At 43.5% G+C, this 21,090-nt stretch carries 15 protein-coding genes; all 15 read left to right on the top strand.

Annotated elements, in window-relative coordinates:
• Positions 1–57 precede the first annotated feature (57 nt).
• Positions 58–627, top strand: a complete 570-nt coding sequence (locus tag KP625_RS04670) for a chorismate mutase (protein WP_238299579.1) — start codon at positions 58–60, stop codon at positions 625–627.
• A 44-nt stretch (positions 628–671) separates the two neighbouring features.
• Positions 672–1,991 carry a dihydroorotase gene (locus tag KP625_RS04665; RefSeq protein ID WP_177970204.1) on the top strand — a complete coding sequence of 440 codons (1,320 nt, stop codon included), beginning with the start codon at positions 672–674 and terminating at the stop codon, positions 1,989–1,991.
• A 72-nt stretch (positions 1,992–2,063) separates the two neighbouring features.
• A complete protein-coding gene (gene pyrF / locus KP625_RS04660; protein WP_238299578.1) occupies positions 2,064–2,990 on the top strand; it encodes an orotidine-5'-phosphate decarboxylase in 927 nt (308 codons plus the stop codon).
• A 54-nt stretch (positions 2,991–3,044) separates the two neighbouring features.
• Positions 3,045–3,809, top strand: a complete 765-nt coding sequence (locus KP625_RS04655; RefSeq protein ID WP_238299577.1) for a dihydroorotate dehydrogenase electron transfer subunit — start codon at positions 3,045–3,047, stop codon at positions 3,807–3,809.
• Positions 3,809–4,711: a dihydroorotate dehydrogenase gene (locus tag KP625_RS04650; RefSeq protein ID WP_177970207.1), complete on the top strand. Its 903-nt coding sequence runs from the start codon at positions 3,809–3,811 to the stop codon at positions 4,709–4,711. Before KP625_RS04655 ends, KP625_RS04650 begins: the two co-directional genes overlap by 1 nt.
• Positions 4,712–4,717: 6 nt before the next feature.
• A complete protein-coding gene (locus KP625_RS04645; RefSeq protein WP_238299576.1) occupies positions 4,718–5,041 on the top strand; it encodes a hypothetical protein in 324 nt (107 codons plus the stop codon).
• A gap of 26 nt (positions 5,042–5,067) precedes the next feature.
• Complete coding sequence (locus tag KP625_RS04640; protein WP_238299575.1) at positions 5,068–7,164, top strand: aminopeptidase; 2,097 nt, start codon at positions 5,068–5,070, stop codon at positions 7,162–7,164.
• A 98-nt stretch (positions 7,165–7,262) separates the two neighbouring features.
• Complete coding sequence (locus KP625_RS04635; RefSeq protein ID WP_177970128.1) at positions 7,263–8,102, top strand: formate/nitrite transporter family protein; 840 nt, start codon at positions 7,263–7,265, stop codon at positions 8,100–8,102.
• 25 nt (positions 8,103–8,127) lie between these two features.
• Complete coding sequence (locus tag KP625_RS04630) at positions 8,128–9,318, top strand: phosphopentomutase (protein WP_238299574.1); 1,191 nt, start codon at positions 8,128–8,130, stop codon at positions 9,316–9,318.
• Between the two features lie 24 nt (positions 9,319–9,342).
• The gene (locus KP625_RS04625) at positions 9,343–10,827 is read left to right on the top strand and encodes a thymidine phosphorylase (RefSeq protein ID WP_238299573.1); all 1,485 of its coding nucleotides are present in this window, start codon (positions 9,343–9,345) and stop codon (positions 10,825–10,827) included.
• Between the two features lie 96 nt (positions 10,828–10,923).
• Positions 10,924–11,412 (top strand): 5-(carboxyamino)imidazole ribonucleotide mutase, encoded by a 489-nt coding sequence (gene purE / locus KP625_RS04620; protein ID WP_177970125.1) that lies wholly within the window; start codon positions 10,924–10,926, stop codon positions 11,410–11,412.
• Between the two features lie 133 nt (positions 11,413–11,545).
• Positions 11,546–12,229, top strand: coding sequence for a PspA/IM30 family protein (locus KP625_RS04615; RefSeq protein ID WP_177970124.1), 684 nt, complete (start codon positions 11,546–11,548; stop codon positions 12,227–12,229).
• Between the two features lie 4 nt (positions 12,230–12,233).
• A complete protein-coding gene (gene pcrA, locus KP625_RS04610) occupies positions 12,234–14,516 on the top strand; it encodes a DNA helicase PcrA (protein WP_238299572.1) in 2,283 nt (760 codons plus the stop codon).
• Positions 14,517–14,589: 73 nt separating this feature from the next.
• Entirely contained in the window at positions 14,590–14,844 is a 255-nt protein-coding gene (locus tag KP625_RS04605) for a hypothetical protein (protein ID WP_177970122.1), read from the top strand.
• A gap of 292 nt (positions 14,845–15,136) precedes the next feature.
• On the top strand, positions 15,137–20,971 hold the full coding sequence (locus KP625_RS04600; protein ID WP_238299571.1) for a SpaA isopeptide-forming pilin-related protein: 5,835 nt from the start codon (positions 15,137–15,139) through the stop codon (positions 20,969–20,971).
• Positions 20,972–21,090 lie beyond the last annotated feature (119 nt).

Raw genomic sequence — 21,090 nt, 5'->3', positions numbered from 1 at the left:
AAAATAAACAATGATTATGTTTAGAAACAGGAATCATGAAGGGAAACGAATCAGAATATGGAATTAGAGCAGATACGAAAACGGATTAATATGGTAGATGACGATATGCACCATTATTTCGCAGATCGGTTGGGATATTCAGAAGACGTGGCGGAGGCGAAGCTGAAAACCGGAGACAGTGTCTATAAGCCGGAGCGGGAGAAACAGGTGTATGCACGATTTCCGGGAGACCGGGATGAAGAAAAACTGTATCGGTTGTATGTGCGGAAAGTCATGCAGTTATCGCGGTATCACCAATATGGGATCTTTCTTGAAAAAGGAATTGCAGACGAAGAATTTGAGACACAATATGATGCTGTGGCAGCAGATGTGAAGGAAGCCGGCCATGCAGAGGTATTTATAAGGATTGAGATGACACCGGATGCGCAGACGGAACAGGGAATGTCTGTGCAGGATATGCTTTCCCTGCTTGGAGACTTTGGAACCGAAGTAACTGCCCTACAGCACGAAGAAGAAAAGATGTGTGTGACATTCCGTATTCGCGGACCGGAAACTCTTGAATCACAACGAAGGTTATTTTACATGTTATACAAAGAAAGTGTAACGTATAATATGTATAAAATATAAGATGCATTAAGAGGACGATTATTTAACATATTAGGAGGAACACAATGCTCATTACTGATGGACACGTCGTTGATCCTGCAACCGGATTGCATGAGATTGCAGACGTATTGATTGAACAGGATTGTATAAAGAAAATTTATGTGCGAAGCCGCGGCGAGCAGGCGGATTACAACGAAGCCCAGGAAAATGGACATCTTGTGATCGACGCAAAGGGCAAATATGTGATGCCGGGATTTATCGATCTGCATGTACATTTCCGGGATCCGGGACTGACATACAAGGAAGATATCATCACAGGTTCGCGTGCAGCGGCAGCCGGTGGTGTGACAACTGTATGTGCGATGCCAAACACAAAACCGGTTGTCGATAATGTGGAAGTACTGCAGGATATCTTACAGAGGGCAGAGCATGCCTATGTGCATGTGAAGCAGCTTTCCTCTATCACGAAAGGCATGGAGGGAAAAGAACTTGTCGATATGGAAGCAATGTTAAAGGCAGGTGCGGTTGCATTTTCCGAGGATGGTAAGAGTGTCATGGATATCCGTGTTTATCGCGCGGCAATGAAGAAAGCAGCCGAGCTTGGAGCAGTGATTATGGCACACTGCGAGGATAAGGATCTCGTTGGAAAAGGCGTATTAAATGAAGGTGTTGCATCCGAGAAGTTTGGTGTGCCGGGCATTCCGAATTCAGTGGAGGATGTCATCACAGCGCGTGATATTTTCCTTGCACATGAGACAGGAGCAAAGCTTCATATCTGTCATTGTTCCACAATTGGAACGGTGGAACTCATGAGGATGGCAAAGCGGCTTGGGGCGAATGTTACTGCAGAGGTATGCCCACACCATTTCACATTGACAGATGCAGATATCAAGGAAGCAGACAGCAATTATAAGATGAATCCTCCACTCCGTACGGAGAAGGATGTAAAGGCGTTGGTGGAAGGCCTGGTAGACGGAACAATGCCGGCGATCTCGACCGATCATGCACCACATTCTGACGAGGAGAAGAGTCAGTTCTTCGACAAAGCACCATTTGGAATCGTGGGTCTGGAGACATCAGCTGCACTTACATATACAGCGCTTGTTGCACCGGGGCTGATGGATATCATGGATATGGCAACGAAGATGAGTTACAACCCGGCGAAGATTATCGGCATCGATGATAAGTATGGCAGATTGACACCGGGTGCAAAGGCGGATATCGTGATTTTTGATCCGGAAGAGACATGGGTTGTCGATCCGGTCAAGTTTGAATCGAAGGGACACAATACCCCATATACCGGTCAGACATTGGTTGGAAAGGTTATGACAACAATCGTAGATGGTGAGCTTCGTTATAATGGAGCAATTATAGAGGATCAGTAGGATCATGCATATGTGTATAGCACATAATTAGAATGACACCGAATATTAGATTATTATTAGGAGGACAAATAAATGATTAACGAGTTAGTAGCACAGATTGAGAAGAAGGACGCGCCGATTGTTGTTGGGTTAGACCCAATGCTTTCCTATGTACCGGAGTACATCCGTAAGAAAGCATTTTCTGAGTATGGCGAGACTTTGAAGGGTGCAGCCGAGGCAATCTGGGAATATAATAAAGGAATTATCGATGCAACTTATGATCTGATTCCGGCAGTGAAGCCACAGATTGCGATGTATGAGCAGTTTGGAATTGAAGGACTGATTGCATTCCATAAGACGTGTGCATATGCAAAGGAGAAAGGGCTTGTGATCATCGGTGATATCAAGCGTGGCGACATCGGTTCTACATCAACTGCATATGCAGTCGGACATCTCGGCAAGGTGCAGGTTGGAAGCAAGGAATACGCTGGTTTTGATGAGGATTTCGTAACAGTCAATCCATATCTTGGAACAGACGGTGTGAAGCCGTTTGTTGATGTATGTAAGCAGTACAATAAGGGGATCTTCGTACTTGTAAAGACATCCAATCCATCTTCCGGTGAGTTTCAGGATCAGCTTGTGGGTGGCCGTCCATTGTATGAGCTTGTCGCTGAGAAGGTCGTTGAGTGGGGCGAAGCCTGCATGGGTGATACCTATAGCAATGTCGGCTGTGTTGTTGGTGCTACATACCCGGAAATGGGTAAGGTACTTCGTAAGCTGATGCCGAAGACATATATCCTTGTACCGGGTTATGGTGCACAGGGTGGTAAGGCCGCAGATCTTGTACATTATTTCAATCCAGACGGACTTGGTGCAATCGTCAACTCTTCCCGCGGCATCATCGCTGCTTATAAGCAGGATAAGTATGCATCGTTCGGTGAGACCGGATATGCAGATGCAAGCCGTCAGGCAGTCAAGAACATGATTGCCGACATCAATGGAGCAAGAGCAGGCCACTAATAAATACAAGGCAGCAGATTTATCGATGCATTTAGAAGATAAGAGGAGTCGAAAATGGGAAAGATAAAGATGGAGGCGAAGATCGTCCGTCAGGATGAGATCGCCACAGATATATACTCAATGGTGATACAGGCACCGGAGATTGCCAGTCAGGCAATACCGGGACAATTTATCGATGTGTATTCTGCAGATGGAAGCAAATTGCTTCCACGACCGATCAGTCTGTGTGAGATTGACCGTGCAGCAGGCACACTCCGAATTGTATATCGTATTGCAGGAAAAGGCACAAAGGAATTCTCGATGCTCACATCCGATCACACGATCACGATACTCGGACCACTTGGAAACGGATTTACAAAGAAGGATAAGAAGGCAATCCTGATCGGCGGCGGAATCGGTATTCCACCGATGCTGCAGCTTGCGAAGGAACTTACATGCGAGAAGTCAATCGTGCTAGGATTCCGCGATGAGGAATTCTTATCAGAAGAATTTGAACCATATGGTACAGTTTACAAATCCAGCGACAATGGTGCCATCGGAGTCAAAGGAACGGTTATGGATGCGATTCGTGAGTACGGCATCGAAGGCACAGAAATCTATGCCTGTGGACCAACACCGATGCTCCGTGCGATCCAGAGCTATGCACTAGAACATGGCATCGAAGCACAGTTATCTTTAGAAGAGCGCATGGCATGCGGCGTGGGTGCCTGTCTTGCCTGTGTGTGCAAATCGAAGGAAATAGATGACCATTCGCAGGTAAAGAACAAACGCGTATGCAAGGATGGTCCGGTATTTTATGCTGAGGAGGTGGAGCTTTGATGAATACAAAGGTAAGTATTGCAGGTGTGGAGCTTAAGAATCCGATCACTGTTGCATCCGGCACATTTGGCTCCGGTATGGAATACGATGAGTTCGTAGATTTAAATCTCCTTGGAGCGGTAACGACAAAGGGCGTAGCAAATATTCCGTGGCCGGGCAACCCGACACCGCGTGTTGCAGAGACCTATGGTGGCATGATGAATGCAATCGGATTGCAGAATCCGGGAATTGATACATTTGTGAAGCGGGATATCCCATTCTTGAAGGAGAAGGATACGAAGATTATCGTCAATGTGTGCGGGAAAAGCACCGAAGATTATCTGGACGTTGTAGAGCGACTTGGCGATGAGCCGGTTGACCTTCTGGAGATCAACGTATCGTGTCCGAACGTGAAAGAGGGAGGTATCGCATTTGGACAGGATCCAAAAGCACTGTATGATATCACGAAGGCAATCAAGGCGAAGGCAAAACAGCCAATCATCATGAAGCTTTCTCCGAATGTCACAGATATTACAGAGATGGCGAAGGCAGCCGAGGCAGCCGGAAGTGATGCACTTTCCCTGATCAACACCTTGACCGGTATGAAGATTGATATAAAACGCCGTGCATTTGCAGTGGCAAACAAGACGGCTGGTGTGTCCGGTCCGGCGATCCATCCGATTGCGGTGCGTATGGTATATCAGGTGGCAAATGCCGTGAAACTGCCGATTATCGGTATGGGCGGTGTAATGAATACCGAGGATGCACTGGAGATGATTATGGCCGGTGCGACTGCCGTTGCGGTTGGAACAGCGAATTTCCACAATCCATATGCAACCGTTGAGATTATAAAAGGAATTGAGGAATATATGCAGGCAAATGGGGTAGAAGATATCAACACCCTGATTGGCTGTGTAAAATAAATGATTATGGGTTTGTTCAAAAAACGAAGATATTATTTTACAGATTCATCGTTTGCAGGTGACACGATCATCGCAGACTGCATGGGTGGCATCGCGCTTGCGATTGAGGTTGTCAGTGTGATCGTATCCATTGCGACTGCGGGACATGTACCCGAGGTGTTCGGGATGCTTTACATCATCGCCATGCTGTTGTCAATCGTGGGCGGAATCTTTGCCCGTATGGGTCTGCAGTCCCAGAAGGGTGGCGTGCGTGGCAAGCGGATCTCCATCTGGTTAAACATTGTATCCTTTGTTGTTCCGATCATAATCATTTTATTAGCCAGATTTTAAGTCTTCGGACGAGGTAGGAGGAAACTATGAACGATGCAGATTTGCAGGAGCGCATGCAGCTTGCGATAGAACGAATCAGTGAAATAAAGGAAGAGGATCAGCCAATCTGGGACACACTTGCCAAGATGGATGCAGGCGTGAAGGATCTTAAAATGTATTTTGACAGTGTGGCGGAATTTATTCTGTATGTGTATGATGTGTATGAGATTGTGTCACAGCCGGGCAGGATCGACCTTCCGCTTTCAAAATTACAGGAGATCAATCACAATTTATATGCGGATATTTTGCCGGAGCATTATGACATAAGCTTTGCAAATCCGGATTATGCGGTGGAAAAACTTGGTGTATATGGTCAATATTTATGCATGTTATACGCGGAAATCCGCGCTATGATTGTGTACGCATATGAGAATGAGATGCAGGCGATGGTTTCCCTGATGGAGCTTTTCTTAGAGGTGTATGGAATCTTTACCGCATCCGGGGATGAGAAGCTTCCGGACGAGAAGGAAATCAAGGAAGCTATCTATTACTATATGTATGATTATGCTGATGTGCTTGTATCAAGAAGGATCCGTGAGACGGTTACATGCGTGAACCCATTTGCATATGACATCGTCATGCAGAGTGATCTTATGACACCGGATTATCTGTATGCTTATGGTGAATATATCGGTGAAAATGAGCTTCGAATGGCGCAGTATTTAGCGAAGCTTCCGGAGGAAAAAATCGAAAGTCTGGCACACACGTACGTGCAGGGCTTTATCAAGGGCTTTGAGACGATGCGAATTGATATCAGCCCGAAGAAGTCTGTGAATATCCGTTATGCAATTGGACAGGAGCGTATGGTGAAAGCGGCAATCCGCATGTTCGAGCAGGAAGGATTGTCTGCGATTTTATTCAGGTATCCGGTCAGCCGTATGAACCGGAAGGGAACGATCCGCACCGGATACGCTGCGACACCGGCGAACAAGCAGTATGAGTATGACCATGCAGGGGATGATGCGGTATTCTTCGACCGTGCATATATGGAGCGCAAGCTTGAAGTCATGCAGCAGACCTATGAGCAGGAGAAAGAAGCTGCCCGTGTCTATGCAGGACCTGCGGTCATTGAAGTGTTCGGTGAAGAACCATTCAGCCCACAGACAAAATCAACAGTATGGAAATTATCCGACAAGCAGCAGAAGATGTCTGTGGAATATGGGTCGAAGGTAGCGGAGATCACAAACCGCTACATTCCGCACGATCAGTATAGCTTCACGATCATCGCATATCCAATCCCGGAGATTGGTGCGGATTTCGAGGAAATCTTCGATGCTGTTGTGGAAGTCAATACGCTTGATAATGAGAAATACAAATCCATCCAGCAGACCATGATTGACTGCCTAGATGACGCACAATATGTGCAGGTGTTCGGCAAGGGTGGAAATCAGACGGACATGAAGGTGATGCTGCACAAGATCAACCGCAGAACACAGACAAACTTCGAGAACTGTCTGGCAGATGTGAATATCCCGCTCGGAGAGGTATTTACTTCTCCGGTACTCAACGGTACGGAGGGAACGCTGCATGTGAGCCGGGTATATCTGAATGAATTAAAATACACAGACCTGAAACTCATCTTCAAGAACGGAAAGGTCGTGGATTATACATGTAAGAACTTCGCGGATGAGACAGAAAATAAACGGTTTATCAAGGAGAATCTGCTGTTCCATCATGAGACGCTCCCGATCGGAGAATTTGCGATCGGTACGAATACGACAGCATATGCGATGGCAAGAAAATACGATATCTTATATAAGCTTCCGATTCTCATCGTAGAGAAAATGGGACCGCATTTTGCAGTCGGTGATACCTGCTACAGCTACAGCGAGGACAGCCGCCTGTATAATCCGGATGGCAGGGAGATCGTAGCCAAAGAAAATGAATGCTCCGCACTCCGAAATTCCGGGGACAAAGAGGCACGGGCGGGCGCGTATTTCAACTGCCATACCGATATCACGATTCCATATGAGGAGATCGGCGGAATCTATGCAGTAAAATCGGATGGCACGAAGACGGCAATTATTGAAGACGGAAGATTCGTGCTCCCGGGTACGGAAGCGTTGAATGAAGCATTGCGGTAAGTGCTTTATGATAGGAAATTTGTCAGGAATCAGTCATGGATTCCTGATGGAAGTTATAGAAAAATTACAAAAATAAAAGATACAGGAAGGAAGAAAAAATGAGTACGAAAAAGATCGGTGATCTGATTACAGATAATATGGGGGTATATGAGGGAAAAACAAAGCTTTCGTTCGGAAAGCTGGTATTGCTCGGTATGCTTGCAGGTGCTTTTATTGCGATTGGTGCATCGAGCAGTAGTGCGGCAGTTTACGGAATTAGCAATACAGGACTTGCGAAGTCATTAGCAGGTGCAATCTTCCCGGTGGGATTGATGTTTGTTGTGCTGATCGGTGCAGAGCTTTTCACAGGTGACTGCCTGATGTCATTTGCTGTATTTGATAAGCGGATCAAGCTTCTCGATATGATTCGTGTATTGGTAGTTGTATTTATCACGAATCTGATTGGTGCGTGTATCGTGGTTGTGCTGGTGAACCGCTGTGGGCAGCTTGATTATGGAAACGGCGCGCTTGCAGCAGCAACGATTAAGACCGCTTATAATAAGATGAATTTAAGCTTCATGAAAGCATTTACATCCGGAATCATGTGTAACATCCTTGTATGTCTGGCAGTGCTTCTGGCAGGTGTGTGTCAGGATGCAATCGGAAAGATTTTTGCATGCTTCTTCCCAATCTGGGCGTTTGTGATTGCAGGCTATGAGCACTGTGTGGCAAATATGTATTATATTCCTGCAGGACTTCTTGCAAAGCACGGTGAGGCATATTATGATGCGGCAATTTCCGCAGGTATGACAGTGGAACAGCTTGACTCTATGACGGTTGGTAAGTTCTTCCTGAACAACCTGCTTCCGGTCACACTTGGAAATATCGTCGGTGGCGTTGTATTTGTAGCGTTACCGCTGTACCTGATTTACAGAAATAAAAACAAGGCAGAAGCATAAATCTTCTGCAGAAAGGACGTGAAATATGGCAAAACGTGTAATATGGATCGTACTTGACAGTGCAGGAATCGGAGCGGAGCCGGACGCAGACAAGTTCGGTGATGTAGGTTCTGACACATTCGGACATATATTAGAGACATATCCGGATGCAAAATTCGATAATCTGACGAAGCTTGGACTTCGGGCGATTGAGAAGACATCGTTTTATGATGAAGCAACAAAGAGCGATGTGATTGGTGTGTATGGAAAGGCACGGGAACTATCCAACGGAAAGGATACGACAACCGGACACTGGGAGATGATTGGGATTTATACGAAGCACGCATTTCCGACATATCCAAATGGATTTCCGCAGGAGATTATCGATGCATTTATCGAGCAGACCGATTGTGGAGCCATCTATGGAAATAAAGTCGCTTCCGGTATCCCGATTATCGCGGAATATGGAGAGGAGCACATGAAGACCGGATATCCGATCGTCTATACGTCGGCGGATTCGGTATTCCAGATCGCGGCGTCCGAGGAGAAGGTCGGACTTCCACGATTGTATGAGATGTGTGAGATTGCAAGAAGGATTTTAGTTGGCAAGCATGGTGTCGGACGCGTGATTGCAAGACCATTTGTACGAAAAGGCGATGGCTTCGAGCGTACGAGCAACCGGCGTGATTATGCGTTAGAGCCATCGAAGCACAACGTGCTGGTACATCTGGCAGATGCGGGCGTGCGGGTATGCGGAGTCGGTAAGATTAACGATATCTTCCATGGCAGCGGTATCTGCGCTTCGGTGCATACGACCGGGAATACCGATGGCATGAAGAAGACGCTTGACTATATGCAGACAGAACCGGAAGGGTTGATTTTTACGAATCTGGTTGATTTTGATATGAAATACGGACACCGCCGGGATACGCTTGGCTATAAGAATGCACTTGAAGAATTCGATGCATGGCTGCCGAAGCTGTATGCGCAGATGACGGACGAGGATATTTTGATTGTGGATGCCGATCATGGCTGTGATCCAACTTTCAAGGGAACCGACCACACACGGGAATATATTCCGGTTTTGATGTATGGAAAGGGATTGAAGCAGGGAACGGATCTTGGCACGAGACCGACCTTTGCGGATATTGGAAAGACGGTAGAAGAGTATCTGCTTGGAAGCTGCGTGGATGATGCGGAGGCAATTGGGAAGAGTTTTCTGCAGGATATCAGGTAGCTACGACACAGGGGGTGACGTTGGATGTATCGAATGTACGATATGATCATGAAGAAACGGAGCGGTGCAGAGCATACTGCAGATGAAATCCGTTTTATCGTGGAAGGGTTTACGAAGGGAGAAATCCCGGATTATCAGATGAGTGCGTGGCTGATGTGTGTCTACTACAAAGGCATGACGCACAACGAGACCTGCGCGCTGACACATGCGATGGCACAAAGCGGCGACCAGCTCAGTCTTGCAGCCATCCACGGTGTGAAGGTGGATAAACATAGTACCGGAGGGGTCGGGGACAAGACAACATTTATCGTGGCACCGATCCTTGCAAGTCTGGGTGTGCCGGTTGCAAAGATGAGCGGCAGAGGACTCGGACACACGGGCGGTACGATAGATAAGCTAGAGTCAATTCCGGGTTTCTGCGTGAGTATCCCGGAGGCAGAATTTATTGAACACGTCAATTCCATGAAGCTGGCACTTGTCGGACAGACTGGTGATCTGGCACCGGCAGATAAGAAGATCTATGCGCTGCGTGATGTGACAGCGACGGTTGACAGTCTGCCGCTCATTGCATCTTCGATTATGAGCAAGAAGCTTGCAGCAGGTGCGGATGCAATCGTGCTGGACGTGAAATGTGGCAGCGGGGCATTTATGAAGAATGAAGCAGATGCAAATGCGCTGGCACAGATCATGGTCGATATCGGTAAAACCGCAGGCAGAACGTGTTACGGTGTGATCACCGATATGAACGAACCTCTTGGCTGCAAGGTTGGCAATGCACTTGAAGTAATCGAAGCGGTGCAGGTGTTGTCGATGAAGAATGTGAAACCTTATCTCACATATGACACGCATGGCACAAGCGGGGATACAGACGTGCAGAGCTGGTGTGATACCTATAGTACAAGCGAAAATATAGCGCAACAGGGATGTGGTGCGGACCGCACAGACATGGCAGATTGTGCGTGCATGGAAAATCGTGCAGGCTACGACATGCATGGGATTCACCGCCTGCTTACCGTGTCACTCACGTTGGCGGCATATATGTATATGGCAGCAGGAAAATCCGATGATTTTGAAGATGCGAAGGCACAGTGTGAAAAAGCAATCGAGAGCGGTGCGGCACTTGCCAAGTTCAAAGAGTTCGTGGAAGCACAGGGCGGTGATGGCACATACATCGACGATGTGAACAAATTCCGGCTTGCTGCAAACTGTGTGCCGATCATCTGCGAAGCGGATGGATATCTGGCAGCCTGTAACACAAGTGAGGTTGGAATGGTGAATCTGATTTTGGGCGGTGGACGTGCGACGAAGGACAGCACGATCAACTTAGGTGTCGGGCTTGATATCAGAAAGCATCTGGGGGATGCGGTGCGAAAGGGTGACGTGCTTGCCTATATGTATATTGATGACATGGGTGTATCGGAAGAAGCGAAGAATCGGCTTCTCGGTGCATATACGGTGGAGCAAAAACAAATAAAACCAGAGAAACTTGTGAAAGATGTAGTGATGTAAGGAACATACGATAACATAACAGCAACAAATACTGTTTCCTTTATCGGGAGATAGTGATACAATACAATATATTTAACATCAAGGAGGCAGAACAAAATGAGAGTAGCAGTGATTATGGGATCCACAAGTGATCTTCCGAAAGTAGAACCGGCAATCAAGATTCTGAAGGATTATGGCGTACAGGTTGATGTGCGGTGCCTGTCAGCACACCGTGCACATGCAGGACTTTCCGCATTTATCGAGGAAGCAAACGGAAACGGCACAGAAGTGTTTATTACAGCCGCAGGTATGGCAGCCGCACTTCCGGGCGTTGTTGCAAGCCAGACCGTACTTCCTGTCATTGGCGTACCAATCTCCGGTTCCGTACTTGATGGACAGGATGCGCTTTACTCTATCGTGCAGATGCCATCCGGAATTCCGGTTGCAACCGTAGCTATCAACGGTGCAAAGAATGCTGCATATCTCGCATTGCAGATTATCGGTGTGCAGCATAAGGAGGTACAGGAAAAGCTTCTGGCAGAGAGAAAACAGATGGAAGAAAATGCTTTGAAGGCAAACGAAGAGGTTATCGCGAAATATAACTAGGAACCGGTAACTTGCAGTGATAATACCAATTTTTAACAAAAATCCATTTTACTTTACTATCTTTATCAAGTATAATAAAAGCAACGTGGATTTCACGGTATGAAGATGAGAATTATAGGAGGGTTTTATTACAATGGGAATTTTACAGAGATTTAAAGACATTATGGCTTCAAATATCAATGCACTTCTCGATAAGGCAGAAGATCCGGAGAAGATGATTGATCAGACACTCCGCAACCTGACAAAGGATCTTGCAGAGGTTAAGAAAGAGACTGCAGCTGTTATGGCAGACGAGCAGAGATGTAAGCGTGAGCTTGATGAAGTGAATTCAGAGATTGCAAAGATGCAGGCATATGCAGAGAAGGCGCTTCTTGCGGGTAATGAAGCAGATGCTATGAAGTTCTTAGAGCAGAAGAACCAGCTTACAGCGAAGCAGGCAAGTTTACAGCAGACATATGATGTTGCTGCCGCAAATGCAATGAAGATGCGTCAGATGCATGACAAACTTGTGACAGATATCAATCAGCTTGATTCCCGCCGTGATGCAATCAAGGCAAAGATGAAAGTTGCTAAGACTCAGGATCGTCTGAACAAGATGACAAACAATCTGTCAGATTCTGCAAGTAGCATGGCAGCTTTTGATCGTATGGAAGCAAAGGCAAATGCAATGCTTGATCAGGCAAATGCTATGACTGAATTAAATCAGACAACACAGGAGAGTGGCATCGACAGTTTAGCAGCCAAGTATGATGCAGCTCCAAATGCAGCTGTACAGGATGAACTGGCAGCGATGAAGGCAAAGTTAGGTTTACAGTAAACCGATGCCGGGATTAAATGACAAACAGTTAGAGGCCTGTTGTACAACCGACGGGCCTTTACTTATTTTAGCTGGTGCGGGCTCCGGAAAAACCAGAGTGATCACGCACCGGATCGCATATCTGATTGATGAGATGTCAGTCAATCCATACAATATACTGGCAATCACATTTACAAACAAGGCTGCGGCAGAGATGCGGGAACGAGTAGACAATCTGGTAGGGTTTGGCGCAGAGAGTGTATGGGTATCGACATTCCATTCGATGTGTGTTCGAATCTTACGAAAACATATTGACAAGATCGGTGGAACAAGCAGTTTCACAATCTATGATGCAAGCGAACAGAAGACGGTTGTAAAAGAAGTGTTGAAGTATCTGCAATTAGATCCGAAGTTATATCCGGAGCGGGCGATGCTTTCAGCTATATCGAAGGCAAAAGAAGGGTACATGACACCGGACGATTACGAGAAGGAACATGCGGCAAGTTTCCGGGATCAGAAGATTGCAGAGGTTTACCGGGAGTATCAGAAGCGTCTGCAGAGCAACAATGCGCTTGATTTTGATGATCTGATCTTTAAGACAATCTTTCTTTTTGAGACGAATCCGGATGTGCTTGACGAATATCAGACACGGTTTCAGTACATCATGGTTGACGAGTATCAGGATACGAACCATACACAGTTTATATTGGTGAAGATGCTGGCAGCGAAATACCGGAACTTATGTGTCGTGGGTGATGACGACCAGAGTATCTATAAGTTCCGGGGTGCGAACATCTACAATATCCTGAATTTTGAGGAAGAATATCCGGACGCCAAGGTCGTAAAGCTGGAGCAGAATTATCGTTCCAAGGCAAATATCTTAAATTCTGCGAATGCGGTGATCGCGAACAATGAGGGCAGAAAGGATAAACGCCTCTGGACAGAGCAGGAGGATGGCGAGAAGGTAACATTTACGCGCTATGGTACGGAGTACGAGGAGGCAAATGGTGTTGCATCCCGAATCAAAACCTTGAAGAATCAAGGGGTATCGCTGGATGATATCGCAATCTTATATCGTACAAATGTACAGTCGCGTGTGCTTGAGGAAAAGCTTCTGTATGAGAATCTTCCATATAAGATCTATGGTGGACAGAATTTCTATGGCAGAAAAGAAATTATGGATCTGGTAAGCTATCTGAAGGTGCTTGCAAATCCGATTGACGATCAGGCAATCAAGCGTATTATCAATGTGCCGAAGCGGGGGATTGGTGCGACAACCGTGGATAAGCTTGATATGTATGCGCAGACAAATGGATATAATCTGTATGATGCACTGTTAGATATCGAAGAAGTACCGGGCATGACACGAAACGTGGAGAAGATCCGCAAGTTTACGGACATGATAGAAGGCTTTAAGGCGCGTCTGGTGCAGGGTGAATTCATCAGTGAAGTATTCGATGCAATCATGGATGAAAGTGGATATCGTGAAGCTCTTACCGCTGAGGCAACGGATGAAGCACGTACCCGATTAGATAACTTAGAAGAACTTAAAAATAAGATTGTAACTTACGAGGAGAGCGCAGAAGCGCCGACGCTGACCGGTCTTCTTGAAGATATTGCACTTGTGGCAGACACTGAGGAGGAAGACGAAGATGGTGTGCCAACCGCGAAGGTGACGTTGATGACGTTGCATAGTGCAAAGGGATTGGAGTTTCCGTATGTATTTATGACAGGTATGGAAGAACGGTTATTCCCGAGCGGAATGGCACTTGATTCCGATGATCCGGATGCATTAGAAGAGGAACGAAGACTGTGTTATGTCGGAATCACACGTGCGATGGAGAAGCTGTATATGACGGCTGCCGGACAGCGTATGGTACATGGTTCGACGAATTTTGAAGAGGTATCGCGCTTTGTCAAGGAGATTCCGAAACATTATCTGGAGTACGAAGAGAAGGCTTTTGGCTATGCACCGTCGAATATGGATCGGATTCCATCAAAGAAACCGGCAGAACAGGTGATTCAACTGAAAGCATATGGAAAGAATAATCCGTATACACGATCTGCCACAGCAAATGCGAACCCGAGTGCTAATCCGGGATTTGGCAAAGCATTTCCGATGGGCGGATCTACAGCGTCTGCTCCGACAAGCTATGAGGTAGGTGACAAAGTGCGCCATATCAAATTTGGCAATGGTGAAGTTATCGATGTAATCCCATCCGGCAGCGATCAGGAAATTGTCGTGAATTTTGACCGTGTCGGTGCAAAACATTTATTTGCATCTCTTGTAAAAATGAAAAAGTTGTAAATCACGGTAGAAATATCAGATAAGCTGTGGTAAAATTAATTTATCAGTAGCGATGAAAGGAAGGTAGAAAACTATGAGAAAGTGTTGTGACGAAGTAAAAGTTGTAAAAGAAGACGAGTGCGTAACAGAAGCTAAAAATGCGTTTTTCTCTGTTGCATTGATCGTTGGTATTCTGACAATTATCGTAGGTATCTGCGTAGCAGTTTATAAGTATCTGACACCGGATTACTTAGATGATTTCGATGATTACGATGATGACTTTGATGATAGCTTCTTTGATGATGACGATGCAGAGGCATCCACAGAGGAGAAGAAGGACGAAGAATAAAACATACTTCGTAAAGATGGTTACAAAAACCTGTTACGCCAGAAACGGTGTGGCAGGTTTTTTGCGTTTAAACAGTCAAAAAAAGCATTCTTTTATAGGTACGAAATATTGAAAAAACAGACTATATCATGTAAAATATTATGTTAATAATGGGTTACTGTCGATATAGATATCAGATGGTAATTATTCTTAATTTTTCTCTGCACAGTGGGATGTCAGAGTTTATCATAAATCGTTCAAATGCATAAATGCGAGGATGCATTTGAAAATAAAAAAATGGAGGATGGAGTTTATGAACAAGCAAAAAAACAAGAAAAAAGTAATCGCATTTCTGCTTTCGATGTTGATGTTAATTTCATTATTCCAGAACATCAGCTACACACCGGTTGCGGAAGGTGGGGAGACAGAGAGTGTTGCATCGGAGAGCGATGCAGAAACATTACAGTTATTGCAGGAAGATTCAGTGATTGCTGTGCAATCAAATGATATTGAATTGCAGGGAACCGGTAATAATATGACATCCGGAGAAAATAAATTTTCGGTAACTGGATATGATATACAAGTAAAAAAAGGAAATAAGTATGAGTCGATTAAAGATTCAGATAGTATTTATGCCGGACAAGACATTCAATTAACTTTTAACTGGAAATTGGAGAATGGTGCAATTCCTGCAAACAGTCAGTATACAATTTCAGCGACAACAAACAAAAGTGGTATAAACATTCCACCAAATGCAACGGGCGGATTGTATGATTCGAGAAATACACAGCAAGGAAAGAGTGTTGGATATTATGTTGTAAATAATGATGGAAGTATTACAATTACATTTACGGACGCCGAATATCTTACATCAAAAGATGGACGAATAGGAACGGTATCTTTTTCAGGAACAATAGAAAACCTGAATGATAGTAAGAAGGATAATACAAAACAAAATTTAATTTTTGGAGAGTATAGTTCTTCTCCGAAATATTATGTTTCTGATACGGAGAGCAGCGCAAGCGTACAAAAATATCAGTCTGCAAAGAAAAGGACGGATGCAGGATATCAAATAACATATCGGGCAAGGGTTTCAGCATCAAACGGAACTGTAACAAATATCAATTTGAAAGATACACCAACACCTGCTGGGAAATTTGGCGCTGTTACAGATGTAAAAATTGTAGAATCATCAGGAAACACATTAAACAATAATACCGATTATAATTCCTGGGGTGAAGCAGTGGATGCAGTGAAGGGGGCAACATTCTATAAAGACGGCTATGTAACGATAGAGTATAAGGTCACAGTATCAGATGATGCTATATTATCAAGCAGTAATTATAAAAACACATTAAGTGGTACATATACAAGTAATCGTTCAGATGAGACAAAAAATACAAACCCGTCTGAAGTTACATTGAATTTAACAAAACCGGAGGTAAATAAGAGCGCGCTCAGTTATGATTCGTCTACAGGAAACGTGACGTGGAAGATTGAGATTAAAGTGGGAGATATGTATGATAGTTCAAAACCTGTCTTGTCTAATTATGTGACTAACATAGAAGATATATTAGGAGAAGGATTAAAAGATCCGGCACCGACCATTGGTGTAAATGACCCAAATTGGATATCAGATGGAAACGGAACATTTACTTATACATATACAACTACAGTTACAGATGATGTAAAAAATTCTTTGGTGGATCAAACTGTAAAAAATACAGTAAAAACTACTCTGAAAAATGGAGATCAACTATCCAAAGATGCAACCTATACAATAAGTGCAACAAAAGCATCAATTGAAAAAACTTTCAAGTCTTATGATCCGAATACAAAAACAATCACCTGGGAAATAACTGCTAAGGATATACCACAAGGTGTAACAAACATAACATTAGTTGAAAATACAGTATATTATTGGATTCAAGGGGCAACTGTTGGAAAACACAGTTTGGAATCTTCGATTACCTTGAATGGAAAAAATTATTTGGAAAATGACTTTACGGAGAATGGCGTATTTGCAAACGGAAGATATGTACTTACTAATTCAGATGTAAAATCTTTTGTGGCAACTGTAACAACGAAGATAACTGATACAAGTACATCGGGACGAGTATATAGAAATGGAGCTACGCTTGAGTATACATCAGGAAATAAAACACAAACAATTGGTGAAGTTACAGCAGATTTTGAAGATTCATCTAATTTGCTTACGAAGACAGGTGAGGTAAATGATAGTGGCAATACTATAAACTATACTGTTTCGTCGCTGGTAAATGTACTTGAATCTGGAAAGAATTTTGAATTTAAGGATACTTTGCCGGAGGGCATGGAATTGACCGATGCAGTGAAAGTAGGATATGGACCATATACGTATTCTATTACTGATTTGACAGGTACTGGTTCGAATACAACAAAGGCTGGCGATAAGGACTTTTCTATTACGGTCCCATATACGGAAGCAATGAAAAATGCAGCGGCAAATCAGAAGATATATGTATATTTGCAATATAGTGCTAAAATTTCGGATGAAGCAGCTTTTGTAAAAGGTGGACAGGCAAAGGAATTTACAAATACTGCATCTGCAACTTATGATAGTAAATCAATAGGAACTGCCTCGGATAAGAAGACATTAACACCGAAGAAAATAGTTTCTAAAAGCGCAGAGTATACGCAGATTTCAGCTCCGTTTATCCATTATACGATTAAGGTGAACGAGAATGGATTGACGCTTAATAATGGAAATCCATTAACAGCGGTTGATACGATTGGAAGTGCGCTTACATTTACAAGTCCGGATGATTATGAAAGTCAGTTTGATAAGGATAAGTGCCCGATTGTGGTTACAGATAAAAATGGGACTCCATTAGGTGCTAGTTATGTTATTAGTTCAGATAAACATACGATTACATTTACTATACCAGACGGAAAATGTGTAATTATAAAGTATAGTGCGATTGCTCCGAAGAAAACCCAGCTTACCACGGAAAATTCGACAAATAAATTCACATTGAGTGGATTTTCCAATAATTATATGGAGGATTCATTTTCCTTTAATCAGATGTCATTTACACCGACTGGAACAGCGGAAAGTAATATCAGTAGTATTACAATACGAAAATTCTGGACAGATGGAAATCAGCAGCTTGCACTGCACGGTTCAAAATTCAGATTAGAGTCTGTTAAGTATGATAAGTTAACAAATGTTGTATCACCGGTGACTTTGTCTGGAAATAGTAATTCGATTGTTCGTGATAATATAACGCTTGGAAACGATGGAAAAGTAGTGATTGATAATTTACTTGTTAATCAGTTGTATGCATTATATGAAATTGATGCAGATGACAGTTTTGCATTGAACCGTGAACCTTATTATTTCTATGTAGGAGATACAAATAGTACATTCGATGTGCCAGCAAATACTAAGAAATTCGATGAAAATAACACGGTGTTAGGTTATGAAAATGAAAAAGCCGGAATATTGGTTGTCAAAAAATCAGTCGCAGGTTCTATAACGAAGGCAGAGGTGGAAGGTGTTGTAGAGTTTCAGGTCAAGGATAAGACAACAGGAAATTTGATTGGAACATACAAGCTGGGCGATGCGAACTTCCTATATGATCCGACTACGCAAACCTGGACATTAACATTAGATAATCTGAAAGCGGGAAATTACACTGTTGAAGAAACTGTATCAAATACGACATCTAAAATTGCACAGAAAGTAGAATATTCAACAGATGCGGGAACCACGTGGATTGCTGGAAAAAGTCTGGATATTGATGTTGTAAAAGAAACTACAACTAATGTTGAGTTTAAAAATACCTATACAACAGTTTCCACTATTGCGATTAGTAAGAGGACGACGGCTGGTGCAAATCTGACAGGGGCTTCTTTGGAGTTATATAAAGGAGATGGAACAACTGGAAGCGCATTTGCGTCGTGGACTTCCCAGTCTGCAACGCAACAGATTGCAGTGGATGATTCTGTGACAACTCCTGCACAGGATGCAGCAACAAAAGTAATAACAATTAACCCTGGCAGATATACATTGAAAGAAAAGATTGCTCCGGCAGGTTATGATAAAGCGAATGCGATAACTTTTGATGTGAGTGCAGATGGAAAAATCACATTAACAGGAAGCAACGGGCAGGTATCACCAGATCAAAAAACTCTGATCATGACTGATGAGAAGCTTGGAAGCCTGAAAATTGTCAAGGAAATACCAACGGATTCTGCACTTGGCTGGAACGATATAAAAGATACAATCAAATTCACTGTAAAGAAGGGGACAACGGTTGTTGGAGAATATACAGCAAATGATTTTTCTCTTAATAATGGTGGAAAATATGAGTGTGTTCTTTCTAATTTGGAGGCCGGTGATTATACGGTAATAGAAAGTGATGTTGATCGTGCAAATTACACAAGGAAAACGACATATCACGTAGGAACGAATGCAGAGACTGCGGGTGACAGTGGTGTCATAACTATAGCCAATGATGCAGATTCTACAATTACATATACAAATAAGTATGAAGTAAAAACTGGAAGAATTGCTGTCTATAAGACAATTGATGTGACAGGTATAACAGGATTGACGAAAGAAAATGCGGTTCGGAATTTAAAATTTGAGATTGCTAAAAAAACAAATCCTGAAACGGTTCTATGGTCAATTGATGGTGCTGCTATGAGCCAGTTGGCAGATGGGCGATATTATAAGGAATTGGATGCTGATGTTCCAATTGGCGATTATATTGTTACGGAGAAAAATACTCTGACCAGCGCGGCGGTGAAAACTTCTTATAGTTTTGGAGTGACAGCAAAAGATGGAGTAAGTGCAGAGATTTCTGTCAGAGATGGAGCACTTTCAGAAATTGCATATACAAATACGTATACTTCTGGAACAACGGTAAAAATCAGTAAAAAGGATATAACATCTTTGACAGAGTTGCCGGGGGCTTTGCTTCGATTATATAAAATAGAAGGAACAAATGCTATTTTAAAATCAGAATGGACATCCTCTGCAAATGAAAAGTCCATTACGTTGGAAGCAGGGGAATACCGCTTGGATGAAGCAGAGGCACCAACAGGATATACGAAGGCGAACAGTATAGCTTTTACGATTGCAGTGGATGGATCCATAACCAAGTCGGGAAATGATGGAAATGTGGATAATATATCCAAAACGGTGACTATGACAGATAAGAAATTTAAAGTTCTGGTTAATAAGACGGATTTGGATGATAATTTCCTTCCTGGTGCAAAGATTGCTCTTTATCGGAATACGGATATTGATGGAAGTGGAAATGTAAAATCCGGTGCCGTTGCATTGGATAGCTGGGTATCAACGAACGCCTCCTACGATATTAGCTCGAAAATCAAACTTGGAGAGACTTATGTGTTGGTTGAAACGATAGCACCAGATGGATATCTGTGTTCCAAAAATATTTCATTTAAAATTAAAGATGATGGAACAATAGAAGTTCTGGCAAGTGATGCAAATAGTGCAATTACCACAGGAACGGCAATGGCTAATTCTGTTGATAATGAGATTACGATTAAAGATGCTGTAATTTCGTCTATAACTATTAGTAAGGTTGAGATATCTAATGGTAGTGCAAATGAACTTCCTGGCGCAAGCATGGAGTTGTATGAAGAAAATAATATGTCACCAATAAAGATGTGGATATCAACGAGTAACGCGGAAGTTATCTCCGGTAAAACGCTTAAGATTGGAACAAGTTATCGAATTCATGAGAAACTGGCTCCGGAAGGATATGAGTTGGCTCGAGATATTTTATTTAAGATTGATAAAAATGGAAATCTGGTTGATGTTCAGTTTGCATATGGAAGTGATATAAATCAGCGTTTGATTGTAATGAAGGATGCGCGCGAAGATATTACTTCGTCAGAAACTTCTGAATCGACAGAGACAACTGATACAACCACAGAAGTTACAACCACAGAGATTACGACCACAGAAGTTACAACCGCTACGACGACGGAGACAACGACATCAACATCAACGAACACAGCAACAAAGACTGGCGATGCAACACCGGTTGCACCGATTACGGTGATAATGCTTGTGGCAGCGGCAGGAATTATGATTCTGGGTGTTTCCAGAAAGAAGAGACATGATAAGTAAATGAGTGTTTCGAAGAAGGGCTTTTTATAAGCCCTTCTTTTTATACAAAATAACGGACGGAAAATGTATGGTTGCTGGCTGTGATATTTGCAGGTATAATAGAAATAAATATAACAACA

Source organism: Eubacterium sp. MSJ-33 (assembly GCF_022174665.1).
Taxonomy (GTDB): Bacteria; Bacillota; Clostridia; order Lachnospirales; family Lachnospiraceae; genus Coprococcus_C.
Note: the sequence above shows the minus strand (reverse complement) of the source record. Positions and strands in the feature narration are given on the sequence as shown.

What these genes read in the sequence shown, in the direction of transcription:
- KP625_RS04670 (WP_238299579.1), top strand. Translation starts at nt 58, where the DNA reads ATGGAATTAGAGCAGATACGAAAACGGATTAATATGGTAGATGACGAT.
- KP625_RS04665 (WP_177970204.1), top strand. Translation starts at nt 672, where the DNA reads ATGCTCATTACTGATGGACACGTCGTTGATCCTGCAACCGGATTGCAT.
- pyrF (WP_238299578.1), top strand. Translation starts at nt 2,064, where the DNA reads ATGATTAACGAGTTAGTAGCACAGATTGAGAAGAAGGACGCGCCGATT.
- KP625_RS04655 (WP_238299577.1), top strand. Translation starts at nt 3,045, where the DNA reads ATGGGAAAGATAAAGATGGAGGCGAAGATCGTCCGTCAGGATGAGATC.
- KP625_RS04650 (WP_177970207.1), top strand. Translation starts at nt 3,809, where the DNA reads ATGAATACAAAGGTAAGTATTGCAGGTGTGGAGCTTAAGAATCCGATC.
- KP625_RS04645 (WP_238299576.1), top strand. Translation starts at nt 4,718, where the DNA reads ATGGGTTTGTTCAAAAAACGAAGATATTATTTTACAGATTCATCGTTT.
- KP625_RS04640 (WP_238299575.1), top strand. Translation starts at nt 5,068, where the DNA reads ATGAACGATGCAGATTTGCAGGAGCGCATGCAGCTTGCGATAGAACGA.
- KP625_RS04635 (WP_177970128.1), top strand. Translation starts at nt 7,263, where the DNA reads ATGAGTACGAAAAAGATCGGTGATCTGATTACAGATAATATGGGGGTA.
- KP625_RS04630 (WP_238299574.1), top strand. Translation starts at nt 8,128, where the DNA reads ATGGCAAAACGTGTAATATGGATCGTACTTGACAGTGCAGGAATCGGA.
- KP625_RS04625 (WP_238299573.1), top strand. Translation starts at nt 9,343, where the DNA reads ATGTATCGAATGTACGATATGATCATGAAGAAACGGAGCGGTGCAGAG.
- purE (WP_177970125.1), top strand. Translation starts at nt 10,924, where the DNA reads ATGAGAGTAGCAGTGATTATGGGATCCACAAGTGATCTTCCGAAAGTA.
- KP625_RS04615 (WP_177970124.1), top strand. Translation starts at nt 11,546, where the DNA reads ATGGGAATTTTACAGAGATTTAAAGACATTATGGCTTCAAATATCAAT.
- pcrA (WP_238299572.1), top strand. Translation starts at nt 12,234, where the DNA reads ATGCCGGGATTAAATGACAAACAGTTAGAGGCCTGTTGTACAACCGAC.
- KP625_RS04605 (WP_177970122.1), top strand. Translation starts at nt 14,590, where the DNA reads ATGAGAAAGTGTTGTGACGAAGTAAAAGTTGTAAAAGAAGACGAGTGC.
- KP625_RS04600 (WP_238299571.1), top strand. Translation starts at nt 15,137, where the DNA reads ATGAACAAGCAAAAAAACAAGAAAAAAGTAATCGCATTTCTGCTTTCG.